At 43.0% G+C, this 14,206-nt stretch carries 16 protein-coding genes and 1 pseudogene; 7 read left to right on the top strand and 10 right to left on the bottom strand.

Features of this window, described 5'->3' with window-relative positions; translation table 11 throughout:
* Both HQ39_RS07250 and HQ39_RS07245 read left to right on the top strand, forming a co-directional pair.
* Positions 1 to 582, top strand: a complete 582-nt coding sequence (locus HQ39_RS07250) for a conjugal transfer protein TraO (protein WP_036865129.1) — start codon at positions 1 to 3, stop codon at positions 580 to 582.
* 16 nt (positions 583 to 598) lie between these two features.
* Positions 599 to 1,060, top strand: a complete 462-nt coding sequence (locus HQ39_RS07245; RefSeq protein WP_036865007.1) for a TraQ conjugal transfer family protein — start codon at positions 599 to 601, stop codon at positions 1,058 to 1,060.
* A gap of 108 nt (positions 1,061 to 1,168) precedes the next feature.
* Here the strand turns inward: HQ39_RS07245 and HQ39_RS07240 are convergent, their stop codons facing one another.
* From HQ39_RS07240 to HQ39_RS09460, 9 genes and pseudogenes are all read right to left on the bottom strand, one after another.
* Positions 1,169 to 1,612, bottom strand: a complete 444-nt coding sequence (locus HQ39_RS07240; protein ID WP_036865005.1) for a PH domain-containing protein — start codon at positions 1,610 to 1,612, stop codon at positions 1,169 to 1,171.
* 230 nt (positions 1,613 to 1,842) lie between these two features.
* Positions 1,843 to 2,292, bottom strand: a complete 450-nt coding sequence (locus HQ39_RS07235; protein WP_036865004.1) for a hypothetical protein — start codon at positions 2,290 to 2,292, stop codon at positions 1,843 to 1,845.
* Positions 2,293 to 2,309: 17 nt separating this feature from the next.
* Positions 2,310 to 3,584 (bottom strand): PcfJ domain-containing protein, encoded by a 1,275-nt coding sequence (locus HQ39_RS07230; RefSeq protein ID WP_036865002.1) that lies wholly within the window; start codon positions 3,582 to 3,584, stop codon positions 2,310 to 2,312.
* A gap of 4 nt (positions 3,585 to 3,588) precedes the next feature.
* The gene (locus HQ39_RS07225) at positions 3,589 to 4,011 is read right to left on the bottom strand and encodes a PcfK-like family protein (protein ID WP_036865000.1); all 423 of its coding nucleotides are present in this window, start codon (positions 4,009 to 4,011) and stop codon (positions 3,589 to 3,591) included.
* Between the two features lie 21 nt (positions 4,012 to 4,032).
* Entirely contained in the window at positions 4,033 to 4,332 is a 300-nt protein-coding gene (locus tag HQ39_RS07220) for a hypothetical protein (protein ID WP_036864998.1), read from the bottom strand.
* Positions 4,333 to 4,339: 7 nt separating this feature from the next.
* Positions 4,340 to 4,771 carry a hypothetical protein gene (locus tag HQ39_RS07215; protein WP_036864996.1) on the bottom strand — a complete coding sequence of 144 codons (432 nt, stop codon included), beginning with the start codon at positions 4,769 to 4,771 and terminating at the stop codon, positions 4,340 to 4,342.
* A 428-nt stretch (positions 4,772 to 5,199) separates the two neighbouring features.
* Positions 5,200 to 5,535: a hypothetical protein gene (locus tag HQ39_RS07210; RefSeq protein ID WP_036865126.1), complete on the bottom strand. Its 336-nt coding sequence runs from the start codon at positions 5,533 to 5,535 to the stop codon at positions 5,200 to 5,202.
* Between the two features lie 135 nt (positions 5,536 to 5,670).
* Complete coding sequence (locus HQ39_RS07205) at positions 5,671 to 6,141, bottom strand: DUF1896 domain-containing protein (protein ID WP_036864993.1); 471 nt, start codon at positions 6,139 to 6,141, stop codon at positions 5,671 to 5,673.
* A 35-nt stretch (positions 6,142 to 6,176) separates the two neighbouring features.
* Positions 6,177 to 6,374: pseudogene (locus HQ39_RS09460) on the bottom strand (tyrosine-type recombinase/integrase); the annotation flags it as partial.
* Between the two features lie 285 nt (positions 6,375 to 6,659).
* On the opposite strand from HQ39_RS09460, the gene HQ39_RS07200 reads away from it, so the two are divergent.
* The 3 genes from HQ39_RS07200 to HQ39_RS07190 are packed head-to-tail and all read left to right on the top strand — an operon-like array spanning position 6,660 to position 9,483.
* Positions 6,660 to 7,889, top strand: coding sequence for a site-specific integrase (locus HQ39_RS07200; protein WP_036864990.1), 1,230 nt, complete (start codon positions 6,660 to 6,662; stop codon positions 7,887 to 7,889).
* Positions 7,890 to 7,914: 25 nt separating this feature from the next.
* Positions 7,915 to 9,117 (top strand): site-specific integrase, encoded by a 1,203-nt coding sequence (locus tag HQ39_RS07195; RefSeq protein WP_036864989.1) that lies wholly within the window; start codon positions 7,915 to 7,917, stop codon positions 9,115 to 9,117.
* A 6-nt stretch (positions 9,118 to 9,123) separates the two neighbouring features.
* Positions 9,124 to 9,483 carry a hypothetical protein gene (locus HQ39_RS07190; RefSeq protein WP_036864988.1) on the top strand — a complete coding sequence of 120 codons (360 nt, stop codon included), beginning with the start codon at positions 9,124 to 9,126 and terminating at the stop codon, positions 9,481 to 9,483.
* 62 nt (positions 9,484 to 9,545) lie between these two features.
* Here the strand turns inward: HQ39_RS07190 and HQ39_RS07185 are convergent, their stop codons facing one another.
* Positions 9,546 to 9,950 (bottom strand): nuclear transport factor 2 family protein, encoded by a 405-nt coding sequence (locus HQ39_RS07185; RefSeq protein ID WP_036864985.1) that lies wholly within the window; start codon positions 9,948 to 9,950, stop codon positions 9,546 to 9,548.
* Between the two features lie 132 nt (positions 9,951 to 10,082).
* Between HQ39_RS07185 and HQ39_RS07180 the strand changes: the two genes are divergently transcribed.
* Positions 10,083 to 10,397, top strand: coding sequence for a winged helix-turn-helix transcriptional regulator (locus tag HQ39_RS07180; protein ID WP_036864982.1), 315 nt, complete (start codon positions 10,083 to 10,085; stop codon positions 10,395 to 10,397).
* A 13-nt stretch (positions 10,398 to 10,410) separates the two neighbouring features.
* Positions 10,411 to 14,187: a hypothetical protein gene (locus HQ39_RS07175; protein ID WP_036864981.1), complete on the top strand. Its 3,777-nt coding sequence runs from the start codon at positions 10,411 to 10,413 to the stop codon at positions 14,185 to 14,187.
* The last annotated feature ends 19 nt before the right edge of the window (positions 14,188 to 14,206 follow it).

Here is a 14,206-nt window from a genome sequence, read left to right as displayed (position 1 = left end):
ATGAAGAAGAACCTATTCTTATCAGCCTGTGTAGCGGTGGCAATGGCTTTTGCTTTGCCCTTGCACGCACAGCGACTTATCCCGAAGCAAAAGGGGATTGAGGTGGTGGCATCCGTGCCAGTGATTAAGGGCGAGAAGCTCTTTGCTGAGAAAAAATTTGGCATGGGGGTTTCGCTCACGAAATACCTCAAGCGAGAGAACTATGCCTTTCTCTCGGCAGAGTACGAAGACCAGATCCTGCCATATCGCACCTATCAAGTGCCGATGCGTGATATGCTCCTGCAAGTAGGCTATATGCAGCCGATTCTCTCAGATAGGGGTAAGAATGTCTTTGCCTACCTTGGTATCTCTGCCCTCGGGGGCTATGAGGAGCTCAACGAAGAAAAGTCCTTGCTACCCGATGGGGCAACCCTGCTTGACCGCTCTCGCTTCGTCTATGGTGGGGCGATGCATCTATCATTCGAACTATTCCTAACGGACAACGTCCTCCTCCTTTTCAAAGGGCAAGGACGTGTGCTCTCTGGCTCGGATCTTTCCCTTTTTCGTCCAGCTCTATCTGCAGGTCTCAGGTTTAATCTCTAAATGAATAAAGATAACAATGAAAACGACGATTTTAAGTGCAATCAGAATGTTCGGTGTACTATCTCTGAGTATGATTCTTCTGTCTTCTTGCAACAGAGACTTGGATGTTCAGAACGTTTTCCCTTTTGAGGTTCATACAATGCCCTTTCCTATGAGCTTGGAGGAGGGGGAAACAGTCGAAGTACGTACAACGCTCAATCCTTTCAGACAATTTGATCAGACAACGTATACACTTCGCTATTTCCAATATGAAGGAAAGGGTTCTCTCCATATTGGAAGAGGGGGAAAGGCTTTAGTTCCCAATGACAGATACCCTATTAAAGAAGGAGATTTTATACTTTACTACACTTCCCAAGGAAGAGAAAGACACCAACTGGAACTGGTCTTTGAAGATAACCATGGTCAAAGTAGAACGATTAAACTAAACTTTGACCATAAGGCAAAAAAGCCGGTCTCTGATGGAGAACCACGCAAGTGAAAAGAACGAAAGTTTTTGTGGTAATATGTATATGCGATAGATACAAAGCAACAAGCGTCTATTCCAATGGGCAGATGCCTGTTGCTTTAATAAATCTACCTACGGCCACTACTGGTTCACAGCATCACTTATAGCCTTTCTAAACTTTAATGCATCGGCTACATAAGGATAGGTATTCTTTGCTCCTCCTGTGGTAACTATTATTGTCCCAAACTTCAAAAGTCGTCCCCAAAAGGTTTCGGCAAAACCAATGGCTTCTGTTTTACTTAACTGAAGTTCTACAACACTTCGTTTAATCCAGCCTGTTTTGAGGATGACTCTCTTATTCGTCACGGCAAATTCGGATGTCATTCTCTCTATGTGACGGTTAATAATCCCAATTATACCTACTCCGAGAAAGATGTAGGACAAAACATTCAAAAAAGTTCCAGAACCATATAGCAACCATCCGATAAGAACAAACAGGGCAGGAGCCATATAAGTCCACCAATGTATTTTAGCCGAGTGCTGTATAGACTCCCCTGATAATAAACTGTCCTTTATGTAACTCATAAATTGTTTTTTTTAATCTTTTATGTTCTACGCAAATTTATTGATTTCAGTTGGAATAAGTAAGGCATATCTCATAAGAAAATTGTTGTTATAAAGGTAATGTTGAAATATCTTATTTCTTGCGACTTTCTTTTGCTTCTTTTCTTTTGGTCGCCTACTTGGGTCAAAGACAAAGAAAAGAAGCCACGCAAAGATTTTCTCTGCGTGGCTGTTTGTTTATTCGTGTTCCTTTATTGGGAGCACTTGTATCGGCTCTGTAAGATAGCTCTAAACAAGTGGCAAAAGTTGCGGGCTTCTTCTTCGGTCAGAAAATAGTTTCCACACGCATACAAACTAATACCAGGGGCATCTTCTTGGGTAGGGTCTGTCCATTCATAGGCATTGACACTGCGTGATATGCTTGTGTCTATAAAGTAGTACAAGCCATTACTTCCTGCCCTATGCAAACATCTTTTGGGTATCAGGATGTCACGAAAGGTAGATGCGTAATGCTCGGCTTCCTCTTTATCGGAGAAATAGTTGCCACTCTCATTTCTCAACTCATCAATCGTCTTAAAAGGAAGTCCTTCTTTTCCTCTATCCCACGTTCTTACTACTTGCAAGTCTCGGGATATATACCAATAACCCTCATCTGCCTTGGCTCTCCATCTTGGCTCGAAGTCTAATTTCATATTGCTCATAATTATACTCTGTTTATTTAGGCTGTTGCTTTCATTCTATCTCTAATCACTTGCTGATTGGCATTAACCAAGTCAATGATGCGGTCGTGATATTCGGTGTTCTTGTTCAGCAAGCCACGGCATTGAATGACTTTCATTGTTTCAAGCGATACCTCTACCGTTTCTATCCGTTTGCCATTTATACAAGCTGAAAGGATAAGTGAGTTCTCTTTGAGGTAGTAGGCATTGTCGAACACGCAATGGTGTAAGGCTTTGCCCTCCTCGAGATACTCCTCTATACTCTCTAACACACGTACCTCAATCGTGCCGTCTGTAAAGGCGATGCCAAAGAAGTGGGATTTGAGGGACAGAAATTGCTCTTCGTTCTTTATGGCTCTCTGTTGCCTTTGTGCTTCGGCTTCCTTATCTCGCTGTGTCTGCAACTTTCGCTGCACTCTGTCGTGGGCTTCTTGTAAGCTATTAGGACAAATGAAGTGAGCGTTGTATATATCCTTGCCCAACCTCTTGAGCATATCCACATAGTCGCACCAAAGGGCAATGTCTGCGATGTCGTAGCCTCTGCGAAGTGTGATTTTGTAGGCTTGCCAATACTCGTCCATCTTCCTTGCTCGGCTGAGGAAGTATCGTAGATGCTCGATGCGTCCTGCCTTCATAAGTGTTTCGGCTCGGCTGTCTGTGAGTAGGGCTGGGATAAGTACAGAGGGGGCGATGCCGTGACACTCACCTGCAAAGCCGTTCCTGTGGAGGGTGTCTATTGCCTTGACTTTCGGATACAAGGGGCAATGGGCAATAAAGCGATAGGCTTCATTCTCGTTACGAATAGCCATAGGCGAATAGTAGGCAAAGCTATCCACATAATGCCCCATAATTCGCTGTATGGCAACAATCGTCTGTCGTCCACTCTCGCTCCACCAATACTGCCCAATCTCTATAATGGAGGACACGGCTCGGTAGCCCTTCTCCATACCCACAATAAGTAGACACATACGCAAGACTTGATACTCTTCCGATGTCGTTAGGATTGTAAAGTACTGCTTCTGTTGCAATTTTCTTTGATAGGTTTCTTTGACCTGCAAGCCTGCCCCACACTGGGGGCAGGTGCAATGCTCTGTCGTTTCGTTCATCTGCCACGAATGCCCACAATCCATACAAGTGGTATTGCCCTTGGGTAGACGGTAGGCAAAGTGGTCGATACATTCACGGAATGCCCATTGCTTTTGTATCTTGGTTATCGGGCGGAGGTGCTTACTCTGAGCCAAGATGGCTTTCTCAAATTTATTTCGTGGTTTCATAGGCTTATAAATCAAATAGAGAGGGTTGGGGTATTGGGTCGCTGTTGATGCTTACCTTGGCTTTCACTCGCTTCGGCTCTTGTAACTTGCGTAGCTCTTCGGTTTGATACTGCTGTATCGCCTGCTTGCGTGCTTCGGCTTTCTCTTCTTCGGTGAGGACTATGGTGTGATTGACTACCACATTGCAGGCTACACGGCTACCCACTTCTAAATCGTCTTCATCATAGTAGTGGACTGCCATAGCGTAGATTTCATCGTCCTCAAAGGCATTGCACCCGCTCTGTCGCACCTGCTGTAAGATATAGGTAATGCAGTCCTCGATGTTCTTGTGGGGCTTTGCCAAGTTAGGAGCAAACAGAGGGTCTGTGGCTGCTCTCCCATTGAGATACTCGGCTATGGTGCGTGTGAATTGTTCTGTTCCGTTCATTGTCTTTTCTCTTTGGAGGGTTTATACTCCGATTGACCACTCGCCATCTCGGTAGACGGATAGGCAAGCATACTCATTACATAGTTCGTGAGATAGGCAACGCATATAGAGGGTGCTGTCGTCACTTAGGTTGTTACTCAAGTCTTCAAATAGGCTCTTGGGGAAGTCCCAACGGCTGTATAGCTCGGCTTCAATCTGGAAGTCATCGCTTTGCTCATGCCAATCATCGGGGAAGTGTTCCTCTATAAATGCTCTAATTGCGTCTATCGTTTCTGCCTTCTCGCTTGATGCGTAGAATAGGTTGGTGCATATATTTGCCATAATCGTCTTAATGTTTAGGGATTTCTACTATCTGATTGATGTGCCCACATAGGTGTTTGCGTAGGCTGGTACGGTCGGGGGCATAGTACTCAGCCCATTGTCCGTATTGATTGACCAAGTACTTTCTCAGCACATCAAAGAAGTCAAATCGGTAGCCCATCACGGGGATGGCGGTACGGAAGTAAGTATTGCTATTCACGGCTTCACATAGCCAATCCTTTTCCTCACGGCTTATCGCTTCGCCATGATTAAGTTTTTCGCGCAAGAGGTAAGCTTTACACTCACAGAGGGTTTCCAAAGGTTGTACCTCCCACTGCACGAACTTAGTCGCTACTGCACGCTCACGCTCCCCAATCCCCGAACTTATGCGGTAATGAGAGGAGGAGCTATATCCTTTTCTGCTCATCGAAGATGTTGTATTTATTTTCTGCTTATCCATAGTGACATTTTTTTATGCGTCCAAAGATCGGAGTATGCTGATTCCTTTTTTCGAGCAAAACAGAGGTAGTGGGGCGAAAGCGAACACAAGGTTTGGATGGAAAATACGACCTGAAGAGAAGCACAGCGAAGCGCAAGTGTGGAGATTTTCCAGCCCAACCGTAGGCTTGACCTTGAGGTAGCCCAAGCCCCATACTACCTTTGTGAAGAAAAAGAAACAGCATCCATCTGTCACGCATAGGGTGGAACGTTCTGGATGGCTGAGAGCAGAAGCGAACTTGTTCGAGTTCTGTCGAAGCGGACAAACGAAGATAAAATCAGCGAATGGAAAAAGAAACAGAAGTGCAAAGCCGACAAGCCCGAAAACAAAAAAGGTGACTATCCCCCGAAGAGATAGTCACCCATAAAGATTATTGTCAATCGTCTACTCTAGAAGACGAAGAGTAAAATTGCTGCTAAGACAGCCAACCAAAAGAGGATGCTAAGCAGTGTAAGTGTAACTCTTAGTATCGTACGTACAATGAAGCGTAGCACCAAGAAACCCACGAAGATGCCGATGACGGTTACGACTTGAGGCGTAACGAGCTTCGAGATGAAGTAAATTGCACCGGCAACAACTGAGAGTAGGAGCACTAGTTCAATGATATGTCTCCAGTCGATAGAGCGAGAACTCTTCGTTGGCTCTGTCTTAGGCTTATCGTTGGTAGTCTTAGCCCTAATGAAGATAGGGCTGTGAACATCGTGATTCATTAGTTGAGTATTCATATCCGGGAGCATTTTAGAGTGTCAAGAGCTCCACAAGATGCCCCGAAACACAAAGACAAGGGCTTGCCTCTTGGTGTGTGGGGCGGAGTGTATATCTTGGCTCTTGATGCTCCAATGCTCCTGATAGGATTAAAGTTACTTCGATGATTCAGCCTTCTTCATTGTAGGCAAGTTGTTATTCTCGATAAGCTGAACAATCATTCCTGTGAGTTCGGTGTAGAGAGCCTCGTACTCAGTGCTTCCGTCAAAGTCGTCTGTGAGGTCATACTTCGCGAAGACTGCTTGAATGAATTGGTTACCAAGTAGAATGGGAGCAAGCTTTTCTGGTAGTGGTTCGGGCAATTCTTCGCTGAACTCATTCTCTAAAATAGACACAAGGGTATTGTGCTTAGAGAAGTGTAATCCTTGGTAAAGGACTTCGCTCGACATCGCCTCAGCTTCGAGGTGGGAGAAGCCCTGCGATATGGCATCGCAGTAAGCGGTGAGTGTTGCATCGACACGAGCTGAAATAAAGGCTGTGTCTGTCATTAACTCGGAGTGATAATCATTGAGGTAAGTTTCCAACTTCAAACGGAAGTAAGAAAGCTCTTTCTTAGTCTGATTCATAATATCATTCTGATTTTAGATGAAACAAGTCTTTGTTAGATGCCCATGGCGGTATTGAATTTATCAAGTTTTTCAGCGAGTTGCTCCATATCATGCTCTATTTTTTTGTTAGTGATACGGGCATAGATTTGCGTGGTCTTTATGTTGGTATGCCCTAGCATCTTCGATACGCTTTCGATAGGTACACCTTTAGAGAGCGACATCGTTGCAAAGGTGTGGCGAGCTAAGTGGAAAATACCTACCATTTGAGAATTTGGAAAAATGTAGAGAATAAACCGATAACGTGTTGTGAATTAGTCGATTTTCTATATTCTGCGAGTATGATAGGAAAGCAGTTCAACACGGAATATTGAATCCTTTCGGTTACCAAACCGTTATCCGTTGGTTTCCCTAGTGTGGTGAGGTAACGGAAAAAGGAAAGGTTTTTCTGACATGGGTTCTATCTCACTTTTCCACAACGTTTTGCTTATCAAAGAACGCTTTAACAACGGGTAATTTTGCCCATAAAATTAAAGCGTATGAAAATAGAAAAATTCAAGGTGTTGCTCTACCTCAAAAAGAGCAGACCCGACAAGTCGGGCAAAGCGCCCATTATGGGACGTATCACCGTCAATCGTTCGATGGTGCAATTCAGTTGCAAAATCTCCTGCACATCCGACCTGTGGAATCCTCGTGAAAGCCGTCTGAAAGGTAAGAGCCATGAAGCCGTGGAGACCAATGCGAAGCTGGACAAGCTGATGCTCTCCATCCATACGGCATTCGACACGCTTGTGGAAAGAAAAGCAGACTTCGATGCGGAAGCCGTCAAGAACCTGCTTCAAGGAAGTCTTGAAACGCAGATGACCCTGTTGGGAATGACGGACATCGTCTGTGAAGATTTGAGGAAACGCATCGGGATAGACCGTGCAAAGGGAACTTACCCTGCCTATATCTATACCCGGAGAACCTTGGCGGAGTTCATCGACAAGACGTTTCGCACCAAAGACATCGCTTTCGGTCAGATGACGGAGCAGTTTATCCACGATTACCAGAGTTTCATCTTGGACGAGAAAGGACTTGCCATAGATACCTGCCGGCACTATCTGGCTATCGTCAAGAAAGTATGCCGAAAAGCCTATAAGGAGGGACATGCCGACAGATGCTTCTTCGCCCACTTCAGTCTTCCCCAACCAAAGGAAAAAACGCCGAAAGCCCTAAGCCGGGAATCCTTCGAGAAAATCCGTGACTTGGTAATCCCCGAACATCGCGCCTCCCATATCTTGGCAAGAGATCTCTTTCTCTTTGCCTGCTATACGGGAACAGCCTACGCCGATGCCGTTTCCGTTACACGTGACAATCTGTTCACGGATGACAATGGCGGGCTGTGGCTTAAATACCGCCGCAAGAAAAACGAGCTTCGTGCCTGTGTCAAGCTGCTGCCCGAAGCCCTTGCCTTGATAGAGAAATACAAGGATGACGACCGTCAGACTCTCTTCCCGATGTTGCACTATCCCAATATGCGCCGCCTCATGAAATGTCTGGCTGTCCTTGCCGACATCAAGGAAGACCTGACCTACCATGCCGGCAGGCACTCGTTTGCATCGCTGATCACCTTGGAAGCCGGCGTTCCTATCGAGACCATCTGCAAGATGCTGGGGCATTCCAACCTGCAAACTACTCAGGTGTATGCGAAGGTTACGCCCAAGAAGCTTTTCGAGGATATGGACAAATACATCGAAGCGACAAAGGATTTGAAACTTGTATTATAACACCCCATAGATAATAAACGAATTTATGCGTAGCACATTTTCTTTACTACTCTATATCAATCGCAACAAGGTACGTGTGGATGGTACAACTTCCGTACTCTGCCGAATCTCCATTGACGGGAAAAGCACGACGATAACCACCGGCATCTCCTGCAATCCCAAACAGTGGAATGCCAAAACGGCGGAGACCGCGGACGTGCGGACGAACAACCGCCTGAAAGAGTTCCGCAAACATGCGGAGCGGCTCTATGATGAAATGCTCAAAGAGCAGGGTGTGGTCAGTGCCGAACTGCTGAAAAACAGGATAGCAGGTCAGGCGGTCATTCCTACCCATCTGCTCCAAATGGGAGAAAGGGAACGGGAACGCCTTGCCCTCCGTTCCAAGGAAATCGACTCCACTTCGACCTACAGGAGTTCTCGGTATTACCAGAGCTATATCCGTGAGTTCTTGGACTCGAAAGGCAAGGCGGACATTGCCTTTTCAGACATCACAGAGGAATTCGGACGGGAATATAAGGTCTACCTGAAGCGGTACAAGAACTTCGGGGCATCGCAGACCAACCATTGCCTTTGTTGGCTGAACAGACTGATATATCTTGCCGTAGACCATGAGATTATCCGTGCCAATCCTTTGGAAGAGTTGGAGTATGAGAAGAAACCGCCCTCCAAACGAATGCACATCAGCAGGACTGAACTCAAACAACTGCTGGAACTGAAACTTCCCGCCAATGACCCACTGAAAGAATTGGCTCGCCGGGCTTTTATCTTCTCCTGTTTTACAGGACTTGCCTATGTCGATACCCAGCTGCTGTATCCGCACCATATCGGGCGAACGGCAGAAGGGAGACGGTATATCCGAATCAATAGAAAGAAAACAAAGATAGAGTCATTCATTCCTCTGCATCCGATAGCGGAGCAGATACTTGATTTGTACAATACGACCGATGACACACAGCCGGTCTTTCCGTTGCCGAGCAGAGACTCTATGTGGTTCGAAATACACGAGCTCGGTGTTATCATCGGGCGGAAGGAGAACCTCTCCTACCACCAAGCCCGACATAGCTTCGGCTCATTTCTGATTTCCGAGGGGATTTGCACGGAGAGCATTGCCAAGATGATGGGGCACGCCTCCATCACCAGCACGCAGACCTATGCGAAGATTTCCGAGAAGAAGATTGCGGAGGATATGGACAGGTTAATCGAAAGAAGAAAGAACAATGAATATTGAATTACTATGAAAAGAGAAATCATAACTATCAGCGAGAATGGGAATATACACATTCCTACGACTACCATTTGGATGTCTGTTTGCGAGATTGCCGATTTATTCGGCGTATTCTCCGGTAAGGTAAACAGTCATATCAAGTCTATCTTCAAAGAGGGTTTGCTCAGAGAAGATGAGGTGATGCAAACGCTGCTGTTTAAGGGCGGTGCTGTGGATTTATACAATATTGAAATGATAACGATGCTGTCGTTTCGCTTTGTCTCCCCTGAAGCCCAACTCTTCCGCAGGTGGACTATCAGGAAACTTACCCAGAAAAAATCTTCCATTCCGTTGCTTGTATGCTATAATAAAGGCAGATGGTATAACTGAATATGAGGACAGGCAGTAAGAAATACCTTTTTACTGCCTGTTTTAGTGGATTTGATAAATAATCATCCTTGTGCCAATGCTGTCCAAAAGCGGTCTTCCTCGTCAATTCGCTCGGAGAAGAGCCAGACTTCCTTTATCAAACCATTCTCAAAGCGAAAAAGGTCTATTCCTTTCATCTCCATTGAATGTCCGCTTGCCGACACCGCAAACTCAATAGATGCCACGACCAAATCTCCGTTTTCCGTAATGTAATCCACTTGGTCGATGGCGAATGTACCATTGCTCAGTTGAGCCATCTTTCCCAAGTGAGCGAAAACATTCTGCTTGCCGCTGTAAATACCCGACAATGTCCCCTTTCCCGGCTGATGCCATACCAAATCATCGGAGAGCAATGCCCCCACCGTTTCAAAATCACCCTGTGCCAAAGCTGTGTAAAATTGATGCACTTTTTCAATCTTCTTTTCCATAAATCCGTGTTTTTATTGTTGAGATCACCGCAAAATTATACCTTTGCACTACTATCTGCAAGTACCAACAATATTGTAGGATACATACTATATTGTTAGATTTATTGATTATCAAGAATAAAAAAGTTTGTCATGGAGCGAAAAATATCAGACAACGAATGTCCTGTGCGAAAGTCAATGCAGATTTTCGCCGGAAAGTGGACGCTGCTTATCATCTTCCAAATCAACCGCAGGATAATTCGTTATGGAGAACTCAAACGTGCCATTCCCGGCATCAGTGAGAAGATGCTTATCGACGAGTTAAAATTCCTTTGTGGTAAAGGATTGATTAAAAAGAAACAGTACCCCGAGGTCCCTCCCAGAGTGGAGTACTCTCTTACACCGTTGGGGGAGAAAGTACTGCCTATTATAGATGAGATTGCAAAATTTGGAGTAGAAAACTTATAAATTTTGTGGAGGTATGAATTTAGTTACGAGAAATCATCTTGAAAGATGGGCTGAAACGGCACTGTCAAAATCGACTTTGCCATATCTTATTTCGAGATTAGTAAGAGCATCGACACCCGCAAGTACAAAGATTAATATTCCGTGGGGAAGTGCGACTTATATTGGAGGATGGGACGGTATTGTAAATTGTGAAACAGAAACGGTTTATGTACCTCAAGGAATTTCTTTGTGGGAGTTTGGTACTTCTTCTGATTGTACAGCAAAAGCTAACAGCGATTATGATAAAAGAAAAAATAATCCAATCGGATTTGAGCCAAGCAATTCTACATTCATATTTGTCACACCGAGACTTTGGACAAAAAAAGACGAATGGATTAGAGAAAAAAAAGCGGAAAGCCATTGGAAGAATGTAATCGCATATGATTCCATAGACTTAGAGCAATGGTTAGATCGGATACTTTCGGTTTCGCTTTGGCTTGCTTCACAAGATGGAATTGGAGCATATCCATTTGAAGGCATAATAACTGCTGACGAATTTTGGGAAGAGTGGTCAATTGGTCCAAAAGGCTTTAGGCTTTTCCCCGAAATTATAATTGCAGGGAGAGAACACGAAAAAAAGATTTTACAATCAGAGTTACTAGGTGAACCAAAAATTGTAGCCATAAAAGCATCCACAAAAAATGAAGCAATTGCTTTCATTATTGCTGCAGCAAAAACATTTCAAGATGAAGAAGGAGGTCGATTCTTTTCAAAAACATTAGTAGTAAATACTGAGGAGAATTTTCGTGGAATAGTTAGAAATAATATAAATTCCACGTTGAATATCATTCCAAGATTCGATGAAACACAACCTCTTAATATGGCCGTATCGAAAGGTAATCACGTACTAGTTCCTCTCGGCGTTGGTGATGACATGAACTTAAAGAATACAATTACTTTACCAACAATTGATAGGGATGGTCAAGTCGATGCACTAATAAAGAGTGGTATATTAAGAGAAGATGCAAAAAGGCTATCTAGAGAATCAGCACGAAATATCACAATACTTAAAAAACTACTTAAATTTCCGCAGTATAAAGCAAAATGGTACGATAAAGAAAATATCCGAGATATAATACCTGCGCTTTTATTGGGTAGATGGGACGAAAACTTCGTAGGAGATATTGAATTGATTGAAAAGCTTTCTGGACAGAGTTATGCAGACTATTCAGCTGTGCTAAATAAATGGAGAGATTTTGAAGAGTCTCCAATTATTCAAATCGGTAGAACTTGGCGATTAACCTCGCCTTTGGATTCATGGACAAACTTAGCCCCCCAACTTACAAGGAATGATTTTCAAAACCTTCAAGAATGTTTTTCGATAGCATTTAAAAATGGAAATCCAATCATTGAACCAGAAGACAGGGTCCTTACATATTTCAGTAATAGAAGAAAATACTCTGATTGGTCAAGAGAAGGATTGGTACAATCTTTAATTTTAGCAGGGCAAATCAGAGGCGAATTACCTAACATAGACAATCCTCAGGATTGGGTTGATAATATTATTTTTGATTTACTCAATAACGCAAGTGGTGAAGTATGGATTTCTATTGACAAAGAATTACCCCTCATAGCAGAAGCGTCTCCAGAAACCGTCCTTAAAGCTGTAAGAAAATCCTTAGAGAAACAGGAGCCTGAAGTAATGGATATGTTCAAAGAGGAAGATGGGGTCTTCTCTAAAACAAGTCATCATACAGGTTTATTGTGGGCTCTTGAAAGTTTGGCTTGGTTACCTGAATATTTAAAAGATGTGAGTTTGATATTATTAAAACTCTCTAGACTTGATCCAGGAGGCAATTTGTCAAACAGACCAATAAATAGCATTACTGAAATATTCAAACCTTGGCATTATCAAACTCTTGCACCGTTTGAGTACAGAATGGAGGTGCTAAAACATATTACTGAAAAGGAAAAAGCATTGGGGTGGTCTCTTTTAATTAGAATGCTTCCCAGTTACCACGATGTTGCATTTCCAACTCATAAAATGCGTTGGAGAATGTTTGACAAGAACACTAATCTGTCTTACACTTACAAAGAAATATGGGATACACATTCTGCAGTAATAGAAATGCTCATAACTATTTTCGATAATGATGAAGATAAATTCTCTCAATTAATAAAAGAAACACCTCGCCTTTCTCACGCTGATAGAAAAAGAGTTTTAGACTGGGCAGACGAAGTTTATCCAAACATCCAGCATGAAAAAAAAATAGCATGGGAAACAATTAGAGGGATTTTAAGTGATCACAGGTCATGTCCTGATGCAGGCTGGGCTCTACCAGAAACCGAGTTAGTATGCTTTGAAAGATTATACAACAAACTTCAGCCAGATGATATCATCCACAAATACCTCTGGCTTTTCAATGAACAATGGCCACAGCTACCAGAAGGCCTTCGATACGACTCCGAAAATTACGAACAGCAACAAAAGAAAGTAGACGATACAAGGGGAGTTGCGGTAGAAGAGTGGCTAAAGAAACTTAATCTGGAAACTGTTATAGGATTAAGAAATAAGGTGCAAGACCGTAGAACTTTTGGAAGGATATTAGCCCAAGTAGTCACAACAAAAGGAGACATTCTTCTTGTATGTCAATGCTTACGCGACAGACCTGAGCAGGTGCCTTTTATTCACGAATTTTTCAATGAAAAGTTAGCTACTAACGGCTTCATTTGGATAAAAGCATTATTCGGAGAATTACAAGCATTAGGCTTTGACAATAAATCTCTTTCTAATGTCCTCATTCCACTAAACCAAAATCAACAATTATGGGACTTCGTTGCTTCATTAGATGGAGAAATACAAGATGAATATTGGCAAAACATCCAACCACATTTTCCTCACCTTACCGATGATGAAAAAGTATATGGTATTAAAATGCTCTTGGGGTATAAACGGTTTTTCTCAACAATAGCAAATGCTTGGCTTTTCCCAAATGTAATTCCAAGCGAGTTATTAGTCGAGATGTTAAAAAGAATCCTGACGGAAGAAGCAAATGAGAACTCTCATCTCGCAGGCTGTGAAGTAGAACGGATTTTTGAAGAACTTGATAAGCGAACAGACATTGATAGATCTACTCTATTGGATTTGGAATGTTTATATCTCCCAATTTTATCATGTAACGTAAGAAGAAATCCTAAAATACTGGAAGAAGAATTGGTAAATAATCCGGAATTTTTTATCGCTGTCTTAAAACTGCTTTATAAGTCTAAGGATGAAAAATTATTAGAAGAAGAACGAGAAAACCTCTCTAGTGGGGATATTCAAAATGGGGCAGAAAGAGCCTACCATTTGCTTCACTCTTGGAAAAGAATTCCTGGAATGAGAGATGATAATTCTATCGATGAAAACGAACTGAATGATTGGATTCAAAAAGCAAGACTTTTGGCAGAATCTGTAGGGAGATTGGAGGTTGCTGATGAAGAAATAGGCCAAGTTTTAGCTCGGTATCCTGAAGATTGTCTATCATGGCCTGAAGAAAAAATATTCCGGATAATTGAAGACATAAACACTGATGATTTGAAAAGAGGTTATTATTTGGGACTGGTTAATAAGCGCAGTTTTTCAACAAGAGGAGCATTTGATGGAGGGGATATCGAACGAGAAAAAGCTGTGTATTTCGAAAAGTTGGAAAATGATTTTAGATTTCAATATCCCAATGTGGCTGAAATTTTCAAAGATATCAAAAAGAACTACCTAGCTGAAGCAAAAAGAATGGATGAAGAAGCAGAAAGATCTAGTTTAGAATACTAGTAAATTTTTACGGTACAGA

Source organism: Porphyromonas sp. COT-108 OH2963 (assembly GCF_000768895.1).
Lineage (GTDB): Bacteria > Bacteroidota > Bacteroidia > Bacteroidales > Porphyromonadaceae > Porphyromonas_A > Porphyromonas_A canoris.
This window is presented reverse-complemented; position numbering and strand designations above follow the sequence as displayed.